We start from the raw sequence: 23,220 nt of genomic DNA on the forward strand, positions 1-23,220 counted from the left end.
TCATGACGTAATACTGCTGTCAACGAGCTCAGCTAATTTGTTGGCACAGCGTAAAACAAGTGTCTCGCAGGATGCGGACAATGTAGTGGTACCGGTGCGTACGGTACGAAGGGGATACAAATATGCAACTTTCACAGCAACAAAGCTTTAATCAAGCGCTAATCAAACTATCAGTATTGTTATATCAAGTAGACGGTATGGTAACGCTATCAGAGCAAGATTACCTAAATTCAGTGGTTGAAGAATTAGACTGGCAAAGCCCAATATGTCCTGAAGCGTTTCTGACTGACACCATCTATCAAACACGCAACGCCATTGATACTGGTGATACGTTGCAATACATGCGGAGTTTAAAAGACGACCTTCTTTATGACGCAGAGAAAACCTTAGAAGTCGCCATGGCGATAACAGGGGTGGATGGAGAGCGAAGTGAAGAAGAAACGGAGCTTTTATCTGTCCTTACCCATAAACTTCTCGCAAAAGCGTTAGTATCGGGTAAAAATGGTGACCATAATCATCACGGAGATACGATTCGTCATCAATGAAGCTATTCACTATTCGTAAGCGCCCCGTAATCACCCTGATTGCTGGGGCATCGTTACTTGCTTTAGCAAGTTGCCAATCGGTCAAATCTCCCCAATTTTCTGCATCCCACGACAATTTCCCCACTGGGGTTGCCCCGTTTGATGAATACCAAGCACAGGTTAAACAATGGATAGAAGCTGAACGGTATTTTGTCGGTGAAAATCCAGCTGAAGAAATTGCAATGAATATGCCTTATGAATGCGGTATCAGCAATTCCGACACCGGTGTGTTATTGGTACATGGTTTAGGCGATTCTCCCTATTTTTTCCATGATGTGGCTAATGCGCTTTGCCAAAACGGTGTGAGAGTGAGAACCATTTTACTGCCAGGGCACGGCACCAAGCCTGGAGATATGTTGCGTGTTTCCTACCAGCAATGGCAAGATGAAACTGACTTCCAGCTGGCTTCGTTTGAGAAAGAGGTGAATACCCTCTATGCAGGTGGCTTTTCCACCGGGGCAAATCTGGTCACCGTTAACGCATTTGATAATGATGCCATCGCAGGCTTGTTGTTATTTTCACCCGCCTATAAAGCGCGCTTTTTCGTGTCAAAATTGACGCCTTATGTGGATTCACTGTTTGTATGGCCAAACATAGAAAAGGAAGACAACCCAAGCCGATATAATTCTACCGCCATGCCAGGATTTGCAGCCTATCAAGAGAGCGTAAATGCTTTACAGGCGAGGTTTAAGGAACAACAGCTTGATGTGCCCGTGTTAATGGTAGTGGCAGAAAAAGACAGTGTGGTGGACACACATACCGTTGCTACTCAATTTCATTCGAAGTTTACCTCTTCACGTAAGTGTTTGTTATGGCAAGGCGAGCAAATGCCAATGTTAGAGGGTCAAGCCGCCGTTGAAACGTCTAATCTAGTATTACAAGCCATGCAACTGCCAGATAAAAGCATTAGCGCCGCCTCGCATATGAGCGTACTTTTCTCAGAGAGTAACCCTTTGTATGGCACAGCATCTGATTTTCGTATTTGCGACAATGGACAATCTTCAGAAAAAGAACAAAGGTGTATCGCAGGGGAGGAGGTGTGGTATGGCCCTTGGGGCTATACAGACGAAAACCATGTATACGCTCGGTTAACTTACAATCCTTATTTTGACGAGCTTATTGAGAATGTGTTGGCCTTGACTCAAGAGGAAAAGGCCAACCACTATTGCTTATGAATTCAGGTTATACGTGTTCGCCAGCGGCTTCCATTTCACGCTCTAACCGGTCGGTTTCATCGGCTCTAGGCTTAGTAAATCGAGCAAGAGCCAGATAAAGTACCGGGGTTAGATACAGGGTAAACACCACCGCTATGCCTAAGCCGCCAAATACTACCCAGCCAATGGCGTTACGTGCTTCGGCGCCTGCGCCAGTAGAAAGAATTAAGGGAAGGCCACCTAATATGGTTGACACCAGTGTCATCATAATAGGGCGCAATCTCACTTTACCTGCCTCTACGATGGCATCGTAAACACTCAAACCTTTGTCTCTGAGCTGATCAGCAAACTCTATTAACAAAATGGCATTTTTGGCTAAAAGGCCAATAAGCATAACCAAGCCTATTTGCGAATAAATGTTAATGCTGGTGCTCGTTAAATACAGTGCGTAAATGGCAGCTGCGATCCCAAAGGGGACGGTCAGCATGACCACGACAGCGCTATTCACACTTTCAAACTGAGCCGCCAATACCAGCAATACAATGACGAAGGCAAGTACATAGGTTAACGCCACTTGTTGCGATGTCTCTTCGTAGGTTTGCGCTTCGCCTAAAAAGACTAAGCCGATGCCATCAGGCAGGTTCTGCTGCGCTAGGGTGCGCACGTTTTCCACCACTTCACTTAACGGAATGTCTTCAGGTAATTCCATTTCTACCTTAATGGCACGTCGCTGGGCTTGGCGTTCAAGCTCGGCAGCAACGCCTTCTTCCGTGATGTACGCCAAACTCGAAAGCGGGATTAAGTTGCCATCGTTACTCTTAACGTACAAGTTGGTTAAGTCTGAAGGGTTCACCGTGCTTCTATTGTTTGTCTGCAACATAATAGGAATAGCTTGGTCGCCCACATTTAAATCAGCGATATCATCACCATTCACTGCCGCGGTGAGTGTGCTGGCAATATCACTTAACGGCACGCCCAGTTCTTCTGCACGGCGTCTATCAATGTTAACGCGCATTTGTGGTTGTGTAGGGTCATAGCTCACACGGGGTCGGCCAAGTTCAGGGAGTTCGCTTTCAAGGGTGGCTGCAAATGCCATGGCGGCTTTATGAATGTTATCGTAAGTATCGCCGGTAAGGGCAATTTCCAAACCGCCACCTTGGCCACGTAAATTCAAACTGTTGCCACCAAAGGCGTTACCCGGAGCGCCAGGAATATTTTGTAACCCAGGACGGATTTCAGATACCACATCTTGAAGGGATTTATCTCTGTCATCCCAGTGCTGTAAAGGGGCGGTAATGAAAACGATATTCGGGTCCCACCTACCTACTACCGTATAAATTGAATCTATGGTGCCGTTTTCAACATATGGCAGCAGCATCTCTTCCATTTTTTCGGCTTGTCTATCCATGAAGTTTAAACCAGCCCCATCGGGGCCCCGTGCGAAGATGCGAATAGTGCCTCTGTCCTCACTGGGTAAAAGCTCATTGTCGATATTTTTCGCCAGTAAATAAGCGCCACCACCAGCCAGTAAACTCAGGACACCAACGAGCCATGCATATTTTAGTGCTTTGACCAATGTATATTGGTAAACACGAAGACAAGCGTGGCCAAATCGGCCAAACGTAGCGTGAAAGAAGCCAGACTGTTTTTGCTTTTTCACTGCTAATCGAGCGGTTAATGCTGGCACCAGAGACAAGGCGACAAAAGAAGAAATAATCACAGCGCCAGCAAGTACTCCGCCAAATTCCCTAAACAATCTACCCGCGGTAGACGGCAAAAACGCAATGGGGATGAACACCGAGGCCAATACCGCCGTGGTAGCAATAACAGCAAAAAAGACCTCACGTGTACCCACCACAGCCGCGGCTCGGGCACCGAGACCCATGCCACGTCGGCGCTGGATGTTTTCAGAGACGACAATGGCATCATCTACAATCATGCCGGTGGCTAACACCAGTGCAAGTAACGTAAGAATATTGATGGAAAAACCCATGGCCCAGATAATGCCCAATGCGCCAGCAAGTGAAACCGGTATTGAAAGAGCAGGGACTATGGTGGCCCGCCAACTGCCGATAAATACCAACAAGGTCACGACAACAAGTGCCACGGTTAAGCTAAGTGAAACCACCACTTCTTTAACTGAGTCGCGAATAAATTCGGCATCATCAGCAGTCACGACAATATCCATGTCGGTAAAGCGTTTATCAAGGTCGGCTACCATTGCCAGCACTTCATCAGAAATTTCTATGGTGTTTGAGCTCGCTTGTCGAATAACCCCCACCCCAATAACCGGTTGCCCATCTAAGCGCACAACACTTGAGCTGTCCGCTGGACCAAAATACACACTGGCCACGTCGTTAATGCGTATATCGCCACTAACGACAATGTCGCCAACATCTTGAGCTGATACCGATGTCGCATCAGCACGTACAATCAATGCTTGATCTGCTGACTGAATACTGCCGGCCGGCACATCAAAAGGCGCAAGGACTAGGGCGTCGGCAATATCGGTCATCGACAAGCCGAAACTGGTAAGGCGAAGCGGGTCGACGGACACTCGAAGTACGCGGGCGCGATCGCCGCTTAAACTCACGTCTGCCACACCTGGAATACTTAAAAACAAGGGCGCAACGTCGGTATCTACCCGTTCGGTCAGGGTTTCCATATCTAACGTATTGCTCGAAATAGCAAGACTAACCACGGCTTGGGCGTCGTTGTCGGCGCGGATAATAGAAACTTGTTCCACGTCTTCAGGGAGTTGTCGTTGAACTCGGCTAACCGATTCACGGGTTTCGTTGGCCGCGTCTTCTAAGTTAATGCCGGGACGAAACTCTACACGCACTCGGGCTGAATTTTCTTCGCTTTGGGCATAAATATTTTTTACACCGCTTACCCGTGCCACCGCGCCTTCTAAACGGCTTGTCACTTCCGCGTCTACTGTTTCAGGGGAGGCACCAGGGTAAGAGGCGGTCACCGTCACTGTGGGTGTATCAACATCGGGGAGTTCCCTTACCTCTAGGCCGCTTAGTGCGGCTAAACCGGCAATGGCAATCAGCAGATTTAAAACAACAATCAGCACCGGTCGACGTATGGATAATGAAGGTAAATCATTCGTCATCGGCGCCTTACTCATTGCTAAGGCTCCCGGCTAGCTCAGTGGTGATGGCTTGCCCAGTGCGAAGTCGTTGAACACCCTCTGAAATTAGGGTGTCACCTTCTTCAATATCGCCAGAGACTAAGATAGTGCCTCGAAGGCGTTGGTGAACACTTACATCCACTCTCTTTGCTTTGCCGTCTTCTGCTAGCCAGATATAAGCGCCATTAGCGCCCCACAGCAAAGCGGCTTCGGGAATGGCCGCAAATTTGTCACCTTTGATGCTCAAGTGCACGCGAAAGCTCATACCCGGACGATATTTATCTGCAGAATTGTCTAATAAAGCCCGTGCCCGTAGGGTTCGGTCTGTCTCATTGATACGAGAATCCACTTGCGCAATTTCTGCTTTCAGGGTGTTTTCCCTATCAGTCCAAGGTTCAAGGGTAACCTCGGGCGCATTGAGTAAAACTGGCAAAGCGGCTTCAGGCGCTTTGAAATTAATAAATAGCTTAGAACGATTATCAATGGAGGTGATGACGGTTTGTTCGTTGATGCGGTCACCTTCTTCAATGTCGGTGATGCCAACAACGCCATCAAAGGGCGCTACAATATGCCTGTCTTCTAAGTCCACCTTTGCTTCCTCAAGCGCTACCTCTGCGAGGTCTCGCTGCGTTCTGGCTAAATCCAGTTCACTAATAGGCACCGCGCCTTTTTTATAGCTTGACGCTAAGCGTTCCAGGGTTCTTTGGGCATCAGCAAGGGTAAGTTCTGCGCGTTTGACGGCCACTTGCTGGCGTCTGTCATCCAATCGAACAAGTATTTTACCTGCCTCAACGGATTGACCCGGTACAAAGTGAATTTCTTCAACCTCGTCTGAAACAGGGGAGAAAAGCGTCACTGAACGCACGGCTTCCGCGCTTCCAACGGCTTCCACATTGCGCGTTTCGTGCATAAAAGTGACAGGTTGAGTTACCACAAGCTTTGCTTGTTGATCACCTACATACTGGCCAAAGCTTGGCGCGCTAGCTACCGCCAGTGCGAGGCAACATAGAGAAGCCCTAGCATACTGGTTAAACACATTTTTCATTTTAAATCCCGAAGCGTTTTTTATTTTTATTTGTTGAATAGGTTTGGCTAAAAAATCGCCGATATAGCCTGCTCATTTTAGTACTGTATAGCACCATAGGCGGTTCAGCTAAGCAATTGCAGTTCAGCGTATTCCCTATACAAGGTATCGCTTTTCATCAATTCACTATGGGTGCCTGTGGCTACAATTTTGCCATCATCCATCACAACAATACGATCGGCATGCTGCACAGTGGCAAGGCGATGGGCAATGACAATGCTGGTCTTTCCTTGCATGAGACGATTCATGGCTTGTTGAACCATGCGCTCGCTCATGGCATCTAAGGCGCTCGTCGCTTCATCGAGTAACAGTATAGGCCGATTGGCTAAAATGGCTCTGGCAATGGCGATACGTTGCTTTTGTCCACCCGACAATTTCACGCCTCGTTCGCCAAGTTCGGTGTTATAACGATTGTCTAAATTGTCGATGAATTCATGGGCGAAAGCCTGTTTAGCAGCACTTATCACATCTTCATCCGAGGCATTTTCATTTCCATATCGAATGTTTTCCATCACACTATTTGCGAACACCACGGGTTCTTGCGTGACAATTGCAATTTGCTGTCTAACCGTGGGCAAGGGCAAAGATGAGATAGGCACGCCATCAAAAAGTATATGGCCCTGCTGGGGGTCGTAAAAACGCATGAGCAACTGGAATAGCGTTGTTTTTCCCGCGCCACTAGGGCCAACCAGTGCCAAGGTTTCTCTCGCATTAATATGCAAACTTAGCTCATCAAACAGTGGGGCTTGGTTTGAATAGGAGAAGGATATTTTTTCGAGTGTAATGGTTGGCGCATTAGAGGTGCGTGTAGCGTCATGTATCCCTGGTTGAGCATCGGTGCTATCAACACTGATTATATCGGGTTGAGTGTAATACAATTGGTAGAGGCGTTCGGATGCACCCACCCCCCGTTGTACTTCACCGATAACTTCACTGATTGTGGCAATGCTGCCTCCAGCCATGACTGCATAAAATAGAAAAGCGGACAATTCACCAACGGTCATGCTGCCTTCAAATACTTGTCTAGCGCCCACCCAAGCAATGAAAATAATCGCGGTCATGCTCAGGCACATAATGCAGCCTATGAGCAATGAGCGATAATGAATACGCTTTTTCGCTGCGGCCATGGCAAGTTCTACTCTAGACGTAAAATGGGCCCGTTCTTTGTTTTCAGCGGTGTAGGCTTGAACCGTCATAATTTCATGTAAGCTTTCATCGATATGCGCCCCTAAATCCGCTACTTTGTCTTGGCTTAGTTTTGCATATCGACGAACCTGTGGAGCCAGGACTTTAATAGGTACAAGTACAGCGGGTACTGCCACAATCACGCAAAATGTAAGCAGAGGGCTGGAAATGCCCATCAACACCAGGGCGCCACAAAAGGTGACCACCGAGCGCAATGTCATGGATAAACTCATCCCTACTACTGTTTGTATAATAGTGGTGTCACTGGTAAAACGAGAAATCACTTCGCCAGTGCGAAGTTCGGCAAAAAAAGAGGGGGGTAAGGATAATAAATGGGCATACACCTGTTTGCGAATATCGGCACTAACCCGCTCACCTAGCCATGTCATTAGATAAAATCGAGCATAGGTGGCAAGACAGGCCACAAGGGTGATCCCTAGCACGATGACCGTGGCCTTGTTTAATGTTTCTGGTGCACTTTCTACAAAACCACTGTCGATAGCATACTTAATACCTTGTCCGAGCATTAGCCAGGCAATAGCGGCAGTAAACAAAGCAACGACGGCGCCAGCCACACGTTTCTTATACTGATATAAATGGGAACCAATCCATTGCAATACTTGCTTTGTAGACACTTCATTGAGCGATGTAGCCAAAATAACCTCTTTGTAATATTTCGAACTTTTTTTGGGGCAACCCTGCACCTGTAACCCACGAATTATGTGTCGTTTACGTATTCGTGAGTTCGGCAGAAATTAGGAATACTGAAGACTATACGCTGAATTGACTGATGTTGATTTACTCATGCGACTATAGATGCAGTAAATCAGGTGGGTGGAGCTGAAGTGAAATATAGAGGCCATTATAAGGAGGAGATTTGGGGTTCTCGTCTGCGTGTCGAACCCCAATATTGGTCGTCTCAGTAATCAAGTTACTAGGTTAATATTTAGCGCTGGCTGGCGGCCAATGCTTGTTCAATATCAGCCACAATATCGTCAATATGTTCTATCCCCACAGAAATACGAACCATATCTTCGCTAACGCCCGCAGAAGCCAGTTCTTGAGCATTTAACTGACGGTGGGTAGTACTTGCCGGGTGGCAGGCGAGAGACTTAGCATCGCCAATATTAACTAAGCGTAGAATTAACTTAAGTGCATCAATAAATTTTGAACCTGCAGTAATTCCACCTTCAATACCAAAGCTGATGATACCCGCTGCTTTACCTCCACAAATACGCTGGCAAGTATCGTAGTGCTCACTAGTAGGCAAGGCCGCATAGTTTACCCAATTCACGGCAGGGTGCTTTTCTAGAAAGGCGGCCACTTTTTCTGCGTTTTCGCAGTGGCGTTCCATACGTAGTGAGAGGGTTTCTAGCCCTTGCATAATATTAAAAGCGCTTTGCGCTGAAAGTGCCGCGCCTGTATTACGAAGCGGCACCACACGACAACGACCAATGTAGGCTGCTGGACCAAGTGCTTCTGTGTAAGTGACGCCGTGATAGCTAGGATCTGGTGTTGTCAGCATGCTAAATCTATCGGCATGAGCGGCCCAATCGAATTTACCCGAATCAACAATAATCCCACCTATTGTGGTGCCGTGGCCACCAATGTATTTTGTGAGTGAATGCACGGCAATATCGGCACCATGATCGAATACACGGCATAAAACCGGGGTTGCAACAGTGTTGTCTACAATGAGTGGCACGCCAGCCTCGTGGGCAATATCCGCCCAGCGTTTAATATCTACTACGTTGCCCGCTGGGTTACCAATAGATTCGCAAAATACTGCTTTCGTGTTTTCATCAATTGCCGCGGCTAGGCCATCGAAGTCATTGGCTTGTACAAACTTGGTGCTAATGCCTTGGCGTGGAAACGTGTGGGCGAATAAATTGTATGTGCCACCGTATAGCTGCCCCACGCTCACGATATTACTACCCACTTCAGCAATAGCTTCAATGGCGTAGCGAATGGCGGCCATGCCAGAGGCCACCGACAGGGCGCCAACGCCCCCTTCTAATTCTGTTAGGCGTTGCTCTAATACTGCATTGGTGGGGTTCATAATGCGGCTATAAATGTTACCTGGCACCTTTAAGTCGAATAAATCCGCGCCATGTTGGGTGTTATCGAACGTGTATGAAGTCGTTTGATAAATAGGCGTGGTTGCCGCTTTCGTGGTTTCTTCGCTAGTATAGCCTGCGTGTAATGCTATGGTTTCAGGTTTCATTGAACATACCTTAAGGAGTTAGAATTTCTATTTGGACGTTTAGACGTCTATCTAAGGTAGTGTAAAAATGAGCACTTGTGAAGTCTTAAATGGTATGTTGTAAATAAAAAGTTATAACATCTAAGGTTTCCACATAGGGCAAGTGAGGCGTGCCTCATTTGAGAGGGGGCGTGTTCTCTATTGATAGAACGTGAATCACTTAACATGGCCTTGCCTCGCCAGCATGAATTAAAGAACGAACAGGAATTTGAATAATGCCACAAGATAGCCAAGCCATTCTCTTCTATGTGCACGACCCCATGTGCAGTTGGTGTTGGGCGTTTGCCCCTACTTGGGCAGAAATAAAACAGAATTTGCCAGAACATATAAAGGTACGCTATTTATTAGGCGGTCTAGCGCCTGACTCTAACGAGCCGATGCCTAGCGCAATGCAGGCTGCTATCAGCGGCTACTGGCGAACTATTATGCAAAAAGTTCCAGGCACACAGTTTAACTTTGATTTTTGGGAAAAATGCGAGCCTCGTCGTTCAACCTATCCCTCTTGTCGGGCAGTTATAGCAGCCAGAAACCAAGACGTTACCAAAGAATTACCCATGATCAGTGCCATTCAGCACGGGTACTACCTCAATGCTATGAATCCATCGGACGATAGCACCCTAGTGACATTGGCCAGTGAGATAGGCCTGAATAGCACACAGTTTGAAAAAGACCTAAATAGCCTAGACACCCAAAACCAACTTATTGAAGAAATCAACATGGGGCGAGCCATTGGCGCGCAGGGTTTTCCTAGTTTAATTTTAAAGACGCCCAAAGGCTATCAATACCTTCCTCATGACTATAACGACGCCACCTTTACATTGTCTCGGTTGTCTAAACTCGCTCTGTAAGCAACCTCTGTACTTTATCGAGTGGGCGCTTTACTCTCGTTATTCATCGTTCTTACTATGCTCAAGAGATAATCCAGTAATGATAAAATTTATTAAAAGAATCAACGTTAATACGTTGTTAGTTAGCCTTCTTGTGTTGACCAGTCAACCTTGTATGGCAAATAGCAACGATATTGAAGAAAAGATAGTTCATCACATCAATCAACACCTTCAACAATCTCAAGCATTGCTAGAAAAAACCGTTAACATCAATAGCGGCACCATGAATTTCTCGGGAGTAAAAGCCGTAGGGGCAGCCTATGCAACCGAATTTGAAGAGTTAGGGTTTGAAACCCTGTGGGTTGATGGTAGTGAGTTTAATCGCGCTGGTCATTTAGTGGCAAGCTATGGCAACATGGGGCCGAAAATTTTGATGATTGGCCATCTAGATACTGTTTTTGCGAAAGATGATCATTTTCAAACCTTTTTACCAGTGGATGATACCCACATTGCAGGGCCAGGGATAACTGATATGAAAGGTGGCGATGTGATTATTATCTCCGCGCTTAGAACCCTCAAAGCCCTTAATTTATTAGACAAGGTTAACATCAAGGTGGTGATGACGGGGGATGAGGAAAGTAGTGGTAAACCCTTGTCGTTATCGAAAAAAGCGCTAATTGATGCGGCGAAATGGGCTGACATTGCATTGGGCTTTGAAGATGCTGATGGCGATATAAAGACCGCGGTTGTTGCCCGCAGAGGGTCTATTAACTGGCAGTTAGAGGTAACAGGGAAGCCAGCCCACTCCTCACAAATATTTACTGACCAAGTAGGCTATGGTGCGGTATTCGAAACTGCACGTATTCTAAATGCATTTCGTGAAAAGTTAGCAGGTATAGGCAATATTACGTTCAACCCAGGCCTGATAGCGGGTGGAACTGAAGTGAGCACCGATGCTGAAACCTCTACATTGCAGGCATATGGAAAGACCAACGTGGTGGCCAAAAGCGTAGTGGTAAAAGGCGGAATTCGCACATTGTCGTTGCAGGAACTAGAGCACGCGAAGCAGGTGATGCAAGAAATCGTGGCAGATAGCCTATTGCATACTTCTGGGCGATTAACGTTCGAAGAAGGTTATCCGCCAATGGCGCCGACAGATAAGAACTACGCGTTACTTGAAATGTATAGCGATGTGAGTGAGTCGTTGGGCTATGGCCCAATTGCACCTGTTAACCCACGAAATGCGGGCGCTGCAGATATTTCATTTGCGGCAAATTATGTTGAAATGGCGATTGATGGCCTAGGCCTTATGGGTGAGGGCGGACACACCAAAGATGAAGTGGCTGACATGACAACCTTTTCGCAAAATATGCACAAAACGGCGGTATTGCTTTATCGTTTAGGCGAATACGGAATTCAATAAAATAACAATAGGTTACTGCACTCACGTGGAGCATTGTGCTCCAAGCGGGTGTTTGTTCACTAAATCCCCTTCAATATTGCATTTACACTTGCATTCACCCGCTATATCCGTATAATTCGGCGGCCTTCCAATTGGCGTCTAATTTTTAGACGTTAATCGAAGGCTTAAGTTAACGGTAACGCTACAACGAGTTTGAGGCATTTATGGTTACTATTCGTTTACAGCGTGGTGGCGCGAAAAAGCGTCCATTTTATCAACTAGTGGTGGCTGATAGCCGTCGTGCAAGAAACGGTCGTTTCATTGAAAACATCGGTTTCTTCAACCCAACTGCACAAGGTCAAGCGGAACGTCTTCGCATCGATCTTGAGCGCGTTGAATACTGGGTTGGCGTAGGCGCGAGCTTATCAGAGCGCGTTTCTAGCTTGGTAAAAGAAGCTAAAAAATCTGCAGCGTAAGCTGTTTTAACTGGTGAGTATAGATGAGTCTAGCGTCTGACAAAGTGATTGTTGGCAAAATTGGCGCACCTTACGGTGTTAAAGGTTGGGTCAAAATCAACAGCTATACAGAAACACCAGCAGGTATTTTTGAGTACTTACCATGGTTTCTTGGTGAAGAAAAAGAATACCAAATTGACCAATGGCGACCGCACGGTAAAAGCCTCGTTGCAAAAATTGTGGGCGTTGATAGCCGAGATGATGCAGAACGTATCAAAAACTTGGATATCAACATAAATGCTTCACAGCTGCCTGATTTAGGTGACGAAGGTGTTTATTGGCGTGAGCTCACCGGCATGCAAGTGGTAACAACGCAAGGTTACGACTTAGGTGTGGTGAAAGAAGTGTTTAATACAGGTGCGAATGACGTGATTCACGTTAAAGCAAATGTGGGCGATGCTTTTGGTCAAAAAGAAAGACTTTTACCTTTTGTATTTGATGAAGTTGTACAAGAGGTAGATAAGGAAGCGAAGGTCATTAAAGTTGACTGGGATCCGGGGTTTTAAGTGACGCCGGAAAAGTGGTTTGGTGTTGTTAGCCTGTTTCCAGATATGTTTGCCCCTTTCACCCAACAGGGTGTGATTGGACGAGCAGTTAAGTCTGGAACTTTATCGGTTGATACCTTTAACCCCCGTGACTTTACCCATGACCGCCATCGAACAGTAGACGATCGCCCCTACGGAGGCGGCCCCGGCATGTTGATGATGGTAAAACCGCTTACCGACGCAATACAAGCCGCCAAGAAAGTGGGTGGCGAAAATAGCAAGGTGATCTACTTATCACCCCAAGGGAAACCCCTTGATCAAGCTGGCGCGCAGCGCTTGGCTAATATCGACCGCACTATTTTAATATGTGGTCGATATGAAGGTATCGACGAACGTGTGATCGAACGCCATGTAGATGAAGAAATTTCTATTGGTGATTACGTGTTAAGCGGCGGTGAATTGCCTGCAATGGTCTTAATGGACGCAGTTGCACGGTTAGTTCCTGGCGTGTTGGGGCATAAAGCCTCAGCAGTAGAAGATTCCTTCACTGACGGTCTTTTGGATTGCCCGCATTATACGCGGCCCGAAATACTTGATGGTCAAAAGGTGCCCGAGGTGTTGTTAAGTGGTGATCATGAAAAAATTAGGCAGTGGCGATTGATGCAGTCTTTAGGTAGAACCTTGCAGCGTCGCCCTGATTTGTTAAATCACCTAGCTCTGACTGAGGAGCAACAACGTTTGCTTGATCACTATCAAGCACTGTTGCGGCAAGATGACAGTTAACTAGGACGAGAGGATATGATGAGCAAAGTCAGTCAAGATATCATCAAGAAAATTGAGCAAGCACAGCTTAAAACTGATGTACCTGAGTTTGGTCCAGGTGACACAGTAGTTGTTAAAGTTCGCGTTACCGAAGGTGACAAAGAGCGTCTTCAGGCTTATGAAGGTGTTGTTATCGCTAAGCGTAACCGTGGTCTGCACTCGTCTTTTACCGTACGTAAAATTTCTAGCGGCGAAGGCGTTGAGCGTGTGTTCCAAACACACAGCCCGGCAGTTTCTTCAATCGAAGTTAAACGTCGCGGTGCGGTTCGTCGTGCTAAGCTTTACTATCTACGTGAGCGTTCAGGTAAATCTGCACGTATCAAAGAGAAGCTTAACTAAGATTACTAATCCTTGCGTTATTGTTAACTTCGAAAAAACCCGCTTTAAGCGGGTTTTTTTGTGCCTGTTAATCCGATCTATTCCCCCGCTAATTAAGAATAAAAGATATGAACGTCGGGAGCGCAACGGAATGACAACAGAATACTTTCACTTTCTTGGCGTGTTAGGGGTGGCATTTTTTGCCGTTTCAGGCACCCTGCTTGGGCACGAAAAAAAGATCAATGGGTTTGGTGTCGTGGTTGTGGCGGCAATGACAGCACTGGGCGGGGGCACGGTGAGAGACGTGCTTTTAGGTGAACCTATCTTTTGGATCAGTAGCCCTGATTATCTCCTTTCCACCTATTCTGCCATTATCGGTACCATTTTGTTTATCCGCTATATGCCACCGCTATCGAATTACTATTTCATCTTTGTTGATGCCGTGGGGCTCGCCATTTTTAACATCATGGGCATAGAGAAAGCCTTAATCAATGGAAGCGGTATGATTGTCGCTATTACCATGGGAATGACGACGGGTATATTCGGAGGACTTATGCGAGATGTTGTGTGCAGAGAAATTCCCTTAGTTATGCAGGGCGATGTGTATGCCTCGGCGTGTTTAGCGGGTGGGCTTAGTTATGCGGCGCTATTCTCGTTAGATATTCCCTACGTTTGGTGTATTGTCGGTTCCATCTTGGTCACTGTTTTGTTGCGAGTTGGCTCTGAGCATTGGGGCTGGCGTGTTAATCTTTTCAAAAAACGCAACGCAGCGCCTAGCGAAAAAGTGCCATAAACGCGCCTCTTAAACAGTTGAAAATTTCATCTTTTATGCAGAATAGTTATTCTGCTGTTGTGTAAAATGACAATAACGTTCGCCCGTGGGAACAATAGACAATGCAAAAAAGATAGAATGAAGAATTGCACCATGTAAATGGTGAATTTTTTCGAAGTGCTCAATTGGCCAAAGCATGATTGCTTTAATTGCATCGCCTATGGGCGGTCTTACTTGGCGCTTTTTGCTATACCATCAACAGTAAGTTATCAATAAAGTGACCATTTTCATTATCGATTGTGTCAATCATTGACTTGTGTAACCTTTTTTTATGCTCGCCAAATATGCTGCGTTTTTTATCGAAGGTTTTTGCGTAGTTAATTGCACCTTCCATTAAGGTTTCTTGTGAGTCGAACGCACGTTCAATCACATGATCCTGCTCCAGTTCAGTACCAGAAACCCGTCGCCCCGATAACTTCATCTCGTTGAAGCGATAGTAAGGCATAGCCTTTTTAACGAATTCGATCATGCCGGGTAAAAACGGAATAGATAAATCTACCTCAGGAAAGCAGAAAAACCCTTTATCTGCGCGCATAAAACGAAAATCGCAGGCACAAGCGAGAATGGCACCATTGCCAAAGGCATGACCGTTAATAGCAGCAATCACCGGAATAGGGTAAAGCAACAAGGTTTTAAACACCTCATCCATAGTGTGCATAAAGTCTTTAATATCGTCGAATTGCTTATGCTGCATAGCGGGCATTAACCAGTCTGTATCTATGCCCAAACTGAAGTATTTTTCATCGTCCGACGTAAGCACTAGCGCGCTACAGACCTCATTGGCGAGTATGTCTTCAAGGCGCGCTAATAAATGTTGCGCAAAGGCTGGGTTGTGACGGTTTTCACCTGCCGTCAGGGTGAGTATGGCAACGTTACCTTCAAAGGTGAGTTGGGAAAGAGCATGCATATTTTTTTCACTTCTACTATCAATGTTTGGGCGTATCTTGCAACACTTTGATAGGTTTTAAAAATCAATACTATTTATTTTATTCAATTAAAAGGGGCTGGCGCTTTGGCGTATGCTTAGCGGCCTTAGGATAAATCCACGGCGGCAAAATGCTCACAAGTGATTAAAAAGTGCGCAGGCGAGTGTCTTGCATGCCTTATTTTCATGCGCTTTCGCTACGAATCTATCCTAGATTAAAGTATTATGTGCAAAAGCTTGCGCTGTTAATCGTAAGTTGTTAAAAAGTCAATGACGTTAAAGAAATATAGAAGCGCCTTCTTGTACAATTAAGTTTACACTAAAGTACGCCCTCTTTTAACGTTTACATTTTTCTTGTTTTAGTAGTTAAGAGAGCCCCATGATTAAGGACACTGTAAATAATATCCACGTTAGTGCCGAAGACGTGTTGATAACCCCCGAAGCACTTAGCGCAGAGTTACCGGTTTCAGATAAAGCGTTAGCCGCTATTTCTGAGTCGCGCAAAATTGTTTCTGACATTATTCACCGCCGTGACCACCGCATGCTTGTGGTATGCGGCCCGTGCTCAATTCACGATATTGAAGCGGCCAAAGCCTATGCGCTTAAATTGAAAGAGCTGCACGAGTCATGCAAAGACACGCTATTTATTGTTATGCGTGTTTACTTCGAAAAGCCAAGAACCACCACGGGCTGGAAAGGATTGATTAACGACCCACATATTGATGGCTCATTTGATATCGAAACCGGCTTGCGTAAAGCCCGTGAATTACTGATTTGGTTAGCTGAATTAGAACTGCCTGTAGCTACTGAAGCATTAGACCCAATTAGCCCGCAATACTTGGCTGAGTTATTCAGCTGGTCTGCGATAGGTGCACGTACCTCTGAGTCGCAAACTCACCGTGAAATGGCCAGTGGCCTTTCTATGCCTGTGGGTTTCAAAAATGGGACAGACGGTAGCTTAGACATCGCAATAAATGCACTTAAATCGGCGGCATCAGGTCACCGTTTCATGGGTATCAACAAGCAAGGTCAAGTGAGTGTGATTGCAACCAGTGGTAACCCAGATGGGCACATTATCCTGCGTGGTGGCAAACAACCTAACTATGATTCTGTGTGCGTGTCTGAGTGCGAGTTAGAATTACAAGAAGCAGGGCTAACAGCCGGTTTAGTGGTTGATTGTAGCCATGCTAATTCATCAAAAGACTATCGTCGACAGCCGCTCGTGGCGCAAAACGTAGTGAATCAGATCTTAGAAGGTAACCAATCTATCATCGGTGTTATGTTAGAAAGCCACCTTAAGGCTGGCAACCAAAAGGCTGACGGTAAAAAGCCGGAAGAACTGGAGTTTGGTGTTTCTATTACCGACGGTTGTATTGACTGGGAAACCACAGAAACATTGATAAGCCAAACCAGAGATAAATTAATAACTGTGTTACCCTTACGTCAAAATAAACGCACAGACGTGGCCTAATAAGGCAGCCGTGCATTTTTGATTTGAAGGATGACAGGTAATGGCAGATTTTTCGCAGCAATTGAACACGCTGCGTGAAGGAATTGACGAGCTGGATTCACAGCTCGTTGAGCTTTTAGCAAAGCGCAGTGCGCTAACAACGCAAGTCGGACAAATTAAAGCCGAAGCTGGAATGCCAGTTTATGTGCCTGAAAGAGAAAAAGCCCTCATTACGTCTCGCCGTGCGCAAGCAGAAGCACAAGGTGTATCGCCCGACCTCACCGAAGATTTACTACGCAGAATCATGCGTGAGTCCTATCATACTCAAAACAATCGATATCGCTGTGTTAACCCGTCTTTAGGGCAGGTTGTTGTCATTGGTGGTGCTGGTGCTTTGGGTAAGGTATTCGTGGGTTTATTCGAACGCAGTGGCTATCAGGTTACCGTTGTGGAACAAGAAGACTGGCAATCAGGCGATGCCCAGCAAACCTTAAGTCAGGCAGCATTAGTCATTGTTGCCGTGCCTATCAATGTGACTGAGCACGTCATTGCGCAACTTACCATGCTGCCAGAGGATTGTATCCTCGCGGACATTACTAGTATCAAAGATAAGCCACTTAAGGCCATGTTAGAAGCTCACCAAGGCCCCGTGGTTGGATTACATCCTATGTTTGGCCCAGATGCACCGGGAATGATTAAGCAAGTTGTGGTGGTCTGTGATGGCCGTCAACAGCAACGCTATCGCTGGTTAATTGATCAAATGCGTATTTGGGGCGCCACTATTCATCAAAGTACGTCGCAAGAGCATGATAAAGCCATGGCCTATATTCAAGTCATGCGCCACTTTAATACCTTTGTGTATGGAGCGCATTTAAAGGGTGAAAACCCGGATCTTGAAAGCCTCACTATGTTTAGCTCTCCCATCTACCGGCTTGAACTGGCAATGGTGGGGCGATTGTTTGCACAAGCTCCCGCGCTTTACGCTGATATTATCTTTAATAATCCAGATAACTTTGCCTTGTTGCGCCGTTTTTATGACAGATTTGGCCTGGCTTTGACCTTGCTTGAACAGGGTGACAAAGACGCCTTTATTGCTCAATTTTCCGATATTGGGCAATGGTTCGGCGAGTACGCAAAAACCTGTTTAGTGGATAGCAAACAGTTGCTATTGAAAGCCGATGATGGACAGCTACTTCGCAATAAAACGTAGTGTTGTTTTAAGGCAACGGCAGTCTAATAAAATAGCGACCTATTGGTCGCTTTTTTGTGCGTGAGAACGCCGTGAATTATTCCGCTAGGGCGCTGGCCGCCGCCACTTTGGTGGGACTGATTTCTTCACTTGGGTAGCACCCGAGGACTTTGATATAGCGAGTAATAGGGCGCAATGCATCTATGGCATTTTGCACAGGTCCATCTTCTACATTGCCTTCTACATCAATGTAAAACATTTCTTCCCATGGGTTGCCGGGAATTGGGCGAGATTCAAGCTTAGTCATGTTAATGCTATTGTCGCGCAGGACTAACAGGGCTTCGACTAACGCCCCGGGTTTTTGTATTGTCGACATGACCAAGGTTGTTTTAGCCGGAACTTGAAGCGGCACAACAACAGGCTGACGTGCGACAACAATAAAGCGGCTGTGGTTTTCTTTTTGATTGGCCAAGTTGCTTTTTATTGCCGTAAGCCCATAAAGGTTACCACCGGCTTCACTCCCAATTGCCGCTACGTCATCACGCTTCATTTCGCTGACAGTAAGCATGGCCGAAGAGGTGCTATCCATGGTTTTTACTTCCACATTGCCAAGCTCTGCAAGAAAGTGGCTGCACTGAGTAAATACCTGAGGGTGAGCGTACAAGGTTTTAATTTTGTCTATGCTTGTGTCAGCTCCCACCAACAGGGTATGACGAATAGGGTGGGTAAGCTCCCCAATAATGCTAAGTTGGGTATGCTGAAGCTGGTCGTAAACTTCATTAATACTCCCCGAGGTTGTATTTTCAATGGGCAATACCGCGTAATCGGCTTCTGCATTTTCTACTTTTTGAATTATTTCGCTAAAGCTTTGGCAGCCTATTTCCAATAGCTCGCCCGGGCGACGTGAAAAATACTTCTGTGTGGCTAAATAGGAATAAGAGCCTTTATCACCTAAGAATGCTACGCGATTCAATGGCAGCGTACTGCCAGGGTTAGCGCGCTCGGCCAACATGGCTTGTTGATTAAGTACAGAATCTTCAATGATGACATGGAAAATCTGAGTCACGTAGTGGGGATCTAGGCCTACATCCTTACCTTCTTTTATCAGGCGAACAAGCAGCTGTTCTTCACGCTTTTGATCGCGTACAGGAATGTGATGCTTAATTTTGGTCTCAGCAACTTCGTTAGTGAGGGTTCGACGTTCAGCCAGTAGCGTAAGAAGTTCGCTGTCTAAGGCGGTTATCCGTTCTCTTACGGCGTCTAAAGCGTTCTTTGACATAGTTTTCCACTTGTTGATAAAAGCTAAAAAAAAACCTCCCGTTGAGGGAGGTTTTTATGCATGTAGCTGCGCCTCCCTATTTAAAGAGCATAAACGCAAAAAAGAAAGCTACTGCATACATATTATTCTGTTTCATGCCTCAAACTTTATGCTTGCACGTGCGCTCTGTCAACCATTTATTACAATGGTGAAAAGAGAAATTGTACTTACCTCTTGATTCAGTGCGCATAACAAGATAGACGAGCGCGCTATCTGACCAGCGCGAAGCAGATTATTCGTTGCCTAACAGCGCTGCTAACATCTGGCGTACTTCTGTAGGCTCGAAGGGTTTGTCACATAAGGCATTAACGCCCGTCTGCTGGATGTTGGCCATGTGGGCGCTGTCCGCTGACTCCGACGTCACCATAATAATAGGAATGTGGGTGGTTTCTGGGTTAAAGCGAATAAACTCTGACAACTCTCTGCCATCCATTTCCGGCATGTTGTAGTCGGTTACCACTAAGTCGAAGGCCTCATCTTTAATAAAGGTAAGTGCCATGGCCCCGTTTTCGGCTTCCTTAATGCGCTGTAAACCCATCCCTTCTAGTACGCGACGAATATGGTTACGTGCTAGTTTACTGTCGTCTACCAGAAGCACACGTACATCATGAATATCAAACAGCTCAAGTTCTAGCTCATCGTGATTGATAAGATCTAAGCTGGCGTTAAGGGCGCGAGATAAGTGCAGGGGCTCGAAGGGCTTGGGAAGAATAGCGGCAACACCGGCTTGCTTAAACTCTTCCAATTTGCTGATTCGGTTTTCACTTGATACCAACATAAAAGGAATCGTTTTAAACTCGTCGTTTTCCTTAATAAATTTCAATAAGTCTATGGCGGTGCCATCTTCAAAGTACATGGCACTTACTATTAAATCCGCGCCATGGGCTTTCACTGCTGACATTGCCTCTGAAAGGGTACTGACGGGGTCAATTTCCTTTACTTTCTCTTTAAGCAATAAAGTAGTGATAATTTTACGTTGAGTATCCGAGGGCTCAACGAGAATAATGTGTAAATCAGAAATTGACAGCTTTTCCATTCCAGACTCTTTTTGTTATTTATTAAGGAAATTGAAGGTTTATTGTTAACCTCCAGCGATTTTAGCGCTAAAGCCTTTTGCTTGCAGCAAGCCTTTTAGTTTTTCTCGATCGTCGGTTTGTACTTCGATAACGCCGTCCTTGACAGCGCCACCACATCCGCACTTTTTCTTAAGCTCTGTACCGAGTTTTTTTAACTCGTCTGGGGCTAAGTCTAGTCCTTTAATAAGAGATACGCCTTTTCCTTTCCGACCTTTTGTCTCTCTATGAATGCGTACAATACCATCTGAAGAAACAGAACGCGTTTCTTCTTTAGGCGAGTTTTTTATTTTTCCACTTTCTGTGCTGTACACCAAAAGTGCGTCTTGCCAATCTTGCATATCACCTCCTTAAAGTGCTCATGACCCCTTTTATAGCCAATGATGTGCTGTCTAGCGTTAGACCAATTGATAAAAACACATCGCTGGCATAGGTTTTAAACTAAGCTACTATGAATGATAGCAAATAAGCGCTTACTTTCTTATCAGAAACTCTTTTTTAGATGACCGTTATTGGAAATTTTGCGCACCAACCGCACTTGCGAATAATGGAGGCATTATGGATGTGAATACTCGCGTCAGTGGCGACAATCAAACCCTCATAGTGGATATAGGGGAAAAGTTCGATTTCAGTAAAGTCGAGGCGTTTCGTGCAGCATATAAAGACTTGCCTAGCGGTATTAACCATATCTCGGTAGATTTAGCGAAAACAGAATACATGGATAGCTCTGCCCTCGGAATGCTGTTAAATATGCAAAAGGCGCTGACAGGGAAAGATCTCACTTACAGCATTGTAAACGCTAGACCACCTGTTGCGCGTATTTTGCAAATTTCCCGATTTGATAAAAAGTTTACGCTACGATAATGGGCGACAGTTTATTAATGCCGCGAATTTTAATTGACGTAATAGCATGAAAATACTGATTGTTGATGATGAGCAAATTAATCGTACACTGTTATTGTGCATGTTGCGTGAGGCCGGATTTACCGATTGCATTGAAGCTGAAAGCGGAGAAGCCGCGCTAGATATCATCGTCCAACAACCTCCCGACTTAGTCTTGTTGGATGTTATTATGCCGGGCTTAACCGGGTTTGAGGTGGCGCCAAAAATAAGAGAGCATGTTAAAAACCGCTATCTTCCAATATTATTCATTACAGCATTAGACGATAAAGAAAGCTTAGTCAGATGCCTCGAAGTTGGCGGCAACGACTTTGCCACCAAGCCGTTTGACAAACATATTCTAACCGCGAAAATTAAAGCCCATGAGAAAATTTGGGCGTTAAGCGCTCGAATAGAAGAGCAAAACAAAGCGTTACGTTTCTACCAACAAAGAGTGGCTCGCGAACATGCCATTGTTGAGCACATCTTCAGCCACGCCATTGTTAATGAAGACGAGATCCTCACCTATTTTGATCATCACCTAGCGCCTGCTGAAACCTTTAATGGTGATGTGTTTATTTGTAAGCCCAGCCCAAGTGGCGGACTCTATTTTCTCGTGGGAGATTTTACCGGCCATGGCCTTGCCTCTGCCATTGGCGCACTCCCCGTCACCCGCGCCTTTCAGGAAATGACCGCGAAAGGTCTCGCGGTGAGTGAACTCGCGTTAGAATTAAACAATGTGCTTTTACGCTTTTTACCTGCCGATATGTTTATGGCGGCAGTGATTGGTGAAATTGGTGCAGACGGCAAGCGCCTTACGTTGTGGCAGGGAGGGATGCCAGAAATGTTGTTGGTCTCCGAAAATGGAGACGTCCGCCGTTTAAACGCCAAGCATATGGCATTGGGTATTCTTGAAAGCCAAGAATTCAATAGTGATAGCGACACGTTAACCATGCGCCATGGCGACCAACTCGTTTGCTATACCGATGGTTTGATGGAAGTCACCAACGATAAAAAAGAAATGTTAGGAGAAGAGGGGATTCGGCAGTGGTGCCTTCATAGCGCGGTGGTCACTGCCAATGGGCTTTATCAACATGCGAAATCCTACAATAATCATCATGTTTTCGATGACGATGTTACTGTTGTGGTGTTTAAAAGCCAGCCGTTGGCGTTACACAAATGCGCCCCTGTTGAATTAGATATTCCGGCCTCTATTGATATAGCGTTGACACATCAGCATTTAAAGCTGGAAGGAGTATTACAGCGGGTGTTGCAAGTCGCATCTCAATGCAGTGGAATCCAGTTGGTGCGTTCAACCTTATTTACGGTTATTTCTGAAATGTTTAGCAATGCGTTGGAACATGGCATTCTAAAAATGGATTCATCAATTAAACATTCAACAGAAGGGTTTGCTCACTACTATGCTGAGCGGGAGTTACGTTTAGCTGCGCTTGAGCATGGTTTTATTAATATTAACATCACAGCATTACCTACAGACAACCTCATTAAAGTGTCGGTTAAAGACAGCGGTGAAGGCTTTGAATACCAGGCTTCTCCTCAACCCAGTGAAGAAGCGACGTTTGGACGTGGGTTAGCGCTGATAAAAAGCTTATGTCATGACATTCTCTTTGAAGAAGGTGGCAGCAAAATAATCTGTTTACTAAAGACAAACGTTACTAACTGAACGATGTATCTCTACTTTTGAGCGCATACGCGGCGTATTTATTCAAAGTTGTGATATGTAGTGAAAACGAATTGAGTAAAGTTAGGAGTAAACCG

The 23,220-nt window shown here is 45.7% G+C and carries 21 protein-coding genes; 13 read left to right on the forward strand and 8 right to left on the reverse strand.

Annotated elements, in window-relative coordinates:
• The first annotated feature begins 122 nt into the window (after positions 1 to 122).
• Together EP13_RS06395 and EP13_RS06400 are read left to right on the forward strand one after the other, a co-directional pair.
• Positions 123 to 545 (forward strand): tellurite resistance TerB family protein, encoded by a 423-nt coding sequence (locus tag EP13_RS06395; RefSeq protein ID WP_044446678.1) that lies wholly within the window; start codon positions 123 to 125, stop codon positions 543 to 545.
• A complete protein-coding gene (locus tag EP13_RS06400) occupies positions 542 to 1,759 on the forward strand; it encodes an alpha/beta hydrolase (RefSeq protein WP_044056566.1) in 1,218 nt (405 codons plus the stop codon). The genes EP13_RS06395 and EP13_RS06400 overlap by 4 nt, the downstream gene beginning before the upstream one ends.
• Before the next feature lie 7 nt (positions 1,760 to 1,766).
• Here EP13_RS06400 and EP13_RS06405 read toward each other — a convergent pair whose 3' ends face one another.
• The 4 genes from EP13_RS06405 to EP13_RS06420 form a co-directional block, all read right to left on the reverse strand.
• Complete coding sequence (locus EP13_RS06405) at positions 1,767 to 4,871, reverse strand: efflux RND transporter permease subunit (protein ID WP_044056567.1); 3,105 nt, start codon at positions 4,869 to 4,871, stop codon at positions 1,767 to 1,769.
• On the reverse strand, positions 4,864 to 5,919 hold the full coding sequence (locus EP13_RS06410; protein ID WP_044056568.1) for an efflux RND transporter periplasmic adaptor subunit: 1,056 nt from the start codon (positions 5,917 to 5,919) through the stop codon (positions 4,864 to 4,866). Before EP13_RS06410 ends, EP13_RS06405 begins: the two co-directional genes overlap by 8 nt.
• A gap of 104 nt (positions 5,920 to 6,023) precedes the next feature.
• Positions 6,024 to 7,799, reverse strand: coding sequence for an ABC transporter transmembrane domain-containing protein (locus EP13_RS06415; RefSeq protein ID WP_044056569.1), 1,776 nt, complete (start codon positions 7,797 to 7,799; stop codon positions 6,024 to 6,026).
• 290 nt (positions 7,800 to 8,089) lie between these two features.
• The gene (locus tag EP13_RS06420) at positions 8,090 to 9,367 is read right to left on the reverse strand and encodes an O-acetylhomoserine aminocarboxypropyltransferase/cysteine synthase family protein (protein WP_044056570.1); all 1,278 of its coding nucleotides are present in this window, start codon (positions 9,365 to 9,367) and stop codon (positions 8,090 to 8,092) included.
• A 254-nt stretch (positions 9,368 to 9,621) separates the two neighbouring features.
• On the opposite strand from EP13_RS06420, the gene EP13_RS06425 reads away from it, so the two are divergent.
• From EP13_RS06425 to EP13_RS06455, 7 genes are all read left to right on the forward strand, one after another.
• A complete protein-coding gene (locus EP13_RS06425) occupies positions 9,622 to 10,254 on the forward strand; it encodes a DsbA family protein (RefSeq protein ID WP_044056572.1) in 633 nt (210 codons plus the stop codon).
• Between the two features lie 79 nt (positions 10,255 to 10,333).
• Positions 10,334 to 11,656 carry a M20/M25/M40 family metallo-hydrolase gene (locus tag EP13_RS06430; protein WP_044056574.1) on the forward strand — a complete coding sequence of 441 codons (1,323 nt, stop codon included), beginning with the start codon at positions 10,334 to 10,336 and terminating at the stop codon, positions 11,654 to 11,656.
• 203 nt (positions 11,657 to 11,859) lie between these two features.
• Positions 11,860 to 12,111 (forward strand): 30S ribosomal protein S16, encoded by a 252-nt coding sequence (gene rpsP, locus EP13_RS06435; protein ID WP_044056576.1) that lies wholly within the window; start codon positions 11,860 to 11,862, stop codon positions 12,109 to 12,111.
• 23 nt (positions 12,112 to 12,134) lie between these two features.
• Entirely contained in the window at positions 12,135 to 12,656 is a 522-nt protein-coding gene (gene rimM / locus EP13_RS06440; protein WP_044056577.1) for a ribosome maturation factor RimM, read from the forward strand.
• Positions 12,657 to 13,418, forward strand: coding sequence for a tRNA (guanosine(37)-N1)-methyltransferase TrmD (gene trmD / locus EP13_RS06445; protein ID WP_044056578.1), 762 nt, complete (start codon positions 12,657 to 12,659; stop codon positions 13,416 to 13,418).
• A gap of 18 nt (positions 13,419 to 13,436) precedes the next feature.
• Positions 13,437 to 13,796 carry a 50S ribosomal protein L19 gene (gene rplS / locus EP13_RS06450; RefSeq protein ID WP_044058798.1) on the forward strand — a complete coding sequence of 120 codons (360 nt, stop codon included), beginning with the start codon at positions 13,437 to 13,439 and terminating at the stop codon, positions 13,794 to 13,796.
• A 130-nt stretch (positions 13,797 to 13,926) separates the two neighbouring features.
• Positions 13,927 to 14,568, forward strand: coding sequence for a trimeric intracellular cation channel family protein (locus EP13_RS06455; RefSeq protein WP_044056580.1), 642 nt, complete (start codon positions 13,927 to 13,929; stop codon positions 14,566 to 14,568).
• Between the two features lie 226 nt (positions 14,569 to 14,794).
• Here the strand turns inward: EP13_RS06455 and EP13_RS06460 are convergent, their stop codons facing one another.
• A complete protein-coding gene (locus EP13_RS06460; RefSeq protein ID WP_044056581.1) occupies positions 14,795 to 15,514 on the reverse strand; it encodes an enoyl-CoA hydratase/isomerase family protein in 720 nt (239 codons plus the stop codon).
• Positions 15,515 to 15,911: 397 nt separating this feature from the next.
• Here EP13_RS06460 and EP13_RS06465 point away from each other — a divergent pair, with 397 nt between their 5' ends.
• Both EP13_RS06465 and tyrA read left to right on the forward strand, forming a co-directional pair.
• Positions 15,912 to 17,003, forward strand: coding sequence for a 3-deoxy-7-phosphoheptulonate synthase (locus tag EP13_RS06465; protein ID WP_044056582.1), 1,092 nt, complete (start codon positions 15,912 to 15,914; stop codon positions 17,001 to 17,003).
• Positions 17,004 to 17,043: 40 nt separating this feature from the next.
• On the forward strand, positions 17,044 to 18,192 hold the full coding sequence (tyrA, locus tag EP13_RS06470; RefSeq protein ID WP_044056583.1) for a bifunctional chorismate mutase/prephenate dehydrogenase: 1,149 nt from the start codon (positions 17,044 to 17,046) through the stop codon (positions 18,190 to 18,192).
• Between the two features lie 76 nt (positions 18,193 to 18,268).
• Here the strand turns inward: tyrA and pheA are convergent, their stop codons facing one another.
• The 3 genes from pheA to yciH form a co-directional block, all read right to left on the reverse strand.
• Entirely contained in the window at positions 18,269 to 19,450 is a 1,182-nt protein-coding gene (pheA, locus tag EP13_RS06475) for a prephenate dehydratase (protein WP_044056584.1), read from the reverse strand.
• Positions 19,451 to 19,721: 271 nt separating this feature from the next.
• Positions 19,722 to 20,525: a response regulator gene (locus EP13_RS06480; RefSeq protein WP_044056585.1), complete on the reverse strand. Its 804-nt coding sequence runs from the start codon at positions 20,523 to 20,525 to the stop codon at positions 19,722 to 19,724.
• Positions 20,526 to 20,570: 45 nt separating this feature from the next.
• Positions 20,571 to 20,903 (reverse strand): stress response translation initiation inhibitor YciH, encoded by a 333-nt coding sequence (gene yciH, locus EP13_RS06485; RefSeq protein ID WP_044056586.1) that lies wholly within the window; start codon positions 20,901 to 20,903, stop codon positions 20,571 to 20,573.
• A 217-nt stretch (positions 20,904 to 21,120) separates the two neighbouring features.
• On the opposite strand from yciH, the gene EP13_RS06490 reads away from it, so the two are divergent.
• Positions 21,121 to 21,426 carry an STAS domain-containing protein gene (locus EP13_RS06490; RefSeq protein WP_044056587.1) on the forward strand — a complete coding sequence of 102 codons (306 nt, stop codon included), beginning with the start codon at positions 21,121 to 21,123 and terminating at the stop codon, positions 21,424 to 21,426.
• Positions 21,427 to 21,472: 46 nt separating this feature from the next.
• The gene (locus EP13_RS06495) at positions 21,473 to 23,125 is read left to right on the forward strand and encodes an ATP-binding SpoIIE family protein phosphatase (protein WP_044056589.1); all 1,653 of its coding nucleotides are present in this window, start codon (positions 21,473 to 21,475) and stop codon (positions 23,123 to 23,125) included.
• Positions 23,126 to 23,220: the final 95 nt, after the last annotated feature.

Origin of the sequence: Alteromonas australica (genome assembly GCF_000730385.1) — a bacterium.
GTDB lineage: Bacteria > Pseudomonadota > Gammaproteobacteria > Enterobacterales > Alteromonadaceae > Alteromonas > Alteromonas australica.

Coding starts and splice junctions, on each gene's coding strand:
- EP13_RS06395 (WP_044446678.1), top strand. CDS start 123: ATGCAACTTTCACAGCAACAAAGCTTTAATCAAGCGCTAATCAAACTA.
- EP13_RS06400 (WP_044056566.1), top strand. CDS start 542: ATGAAGCTATTCACTATTCGTAAGCGCCCCGTAATCACCCTGATTGCT.
- EP13_RS06405 (WP_044056567.1), bottom strand. CDS start 4,871: ATGAGTAAGGCGCCGATGACGAATGATTTACCTTCATTATCCATACGT.
- EP13_RS06410 (WP_044056568.1), bottom strand. CDS start 5,919: ATGAAAAATGTGTTTAACCAGTATGCTAGGGCTTCTCTATGTTGCCTC.
- EP13_RS06420 (WP_044056570.1), bottom strand. CDS start 9,367: ATGAAACCTGAAACCATAGCATTACACGCAGGCTATACTAGCGAAGAA.
- EP13_RS06425 (WP_044056572.1), top strand. CDS start 9,622: ATGCCACAAGATAGCCAAGCCATTCTCTTCTATGTGCACGACCCCATG.
- EP13_RS06430 (WP_044056574.1), top strand. CDS start 10,334: ATGATAAAATTTATTAAAAGAATCAACGTTAATACGTTGTTAGTTAGC.
- rpsP (WP_044056576.1), top strand. CDS start 11,860: ATGGTTACTATTCGTTTACAGCGTGGTGGCGCGAAAAAGCGTCCATTT.
- rimM (WP_044056577.1), top strand. CDS start 12,135: ATGAGTCTAGCGTCTGACAAAGTGATTGTTGGCAAAATTGGCGCACCT.
- rplS (WP_044058798.1), top strand. CDS start 13,437: ATGAGCAAAGTCAGTCAAGATATCATCAAGAAAATTGAGCAAGCACAG.
- EP13_RS06455 (WP_044056580.1), top strand. CDS start 13,927: ATGACAACAGAATACTTTCACTTTCTTGGCGTGTTAGGGGTGGCATTT.
- EP13_RS06460 (WP_044056581.1), bottom strand. CDS start 15,514: ATGCATGCTCTTTCCCAACTCACCTTTGAAGGTAACGTTGCCATACTC.
- EP13_RS06465 (WP_044056582.1), top strand. CDS start 15,912: ATGATTAAGGACACTGTAAATAATATCCACGTTAGTGCCGAAGACGTG.
- tyrA (WP_044056583.1), top strand. CDS start 17,044: ATGGCAGATTTTTCGCAGCAATTGAACACGCTGCGTGAAGGAATTGAC.
- pheA (WP_044056584.1), bottom strand. CDS start 19,450: ATGTCAAAGAACGCTTTAGACGCCGTAAGAGAACGGATAACCGCCTTA.
- EP13_RS06480 (WP_044056585.1), bottom strand. CDS start 20,525: ATGGAAAAGCTGTCAATTTCTGATTTACACATTATTCTCGTTGAGCCC.
- yciH (WP_044056586.1), bottom strand. CDS start 20,903: ATGCAAGATTGGCAAGACGCACTTTTGGTGTACAGCACAGAAAGTGGA.
- EP13_RS06490 (WP_044056587.1), top strand. CDS start 21,121: ATGGATGTGAATACTCGCGTCAGTGGCGACAATCAAACCCTCATAGTG.
- EP13_RS06495 (WP_044056589.1), top strand. CDS start 21,473: ATGAAAATACTGATTGTTGATGATGAGCAAATTAATCGTACACTGTTA.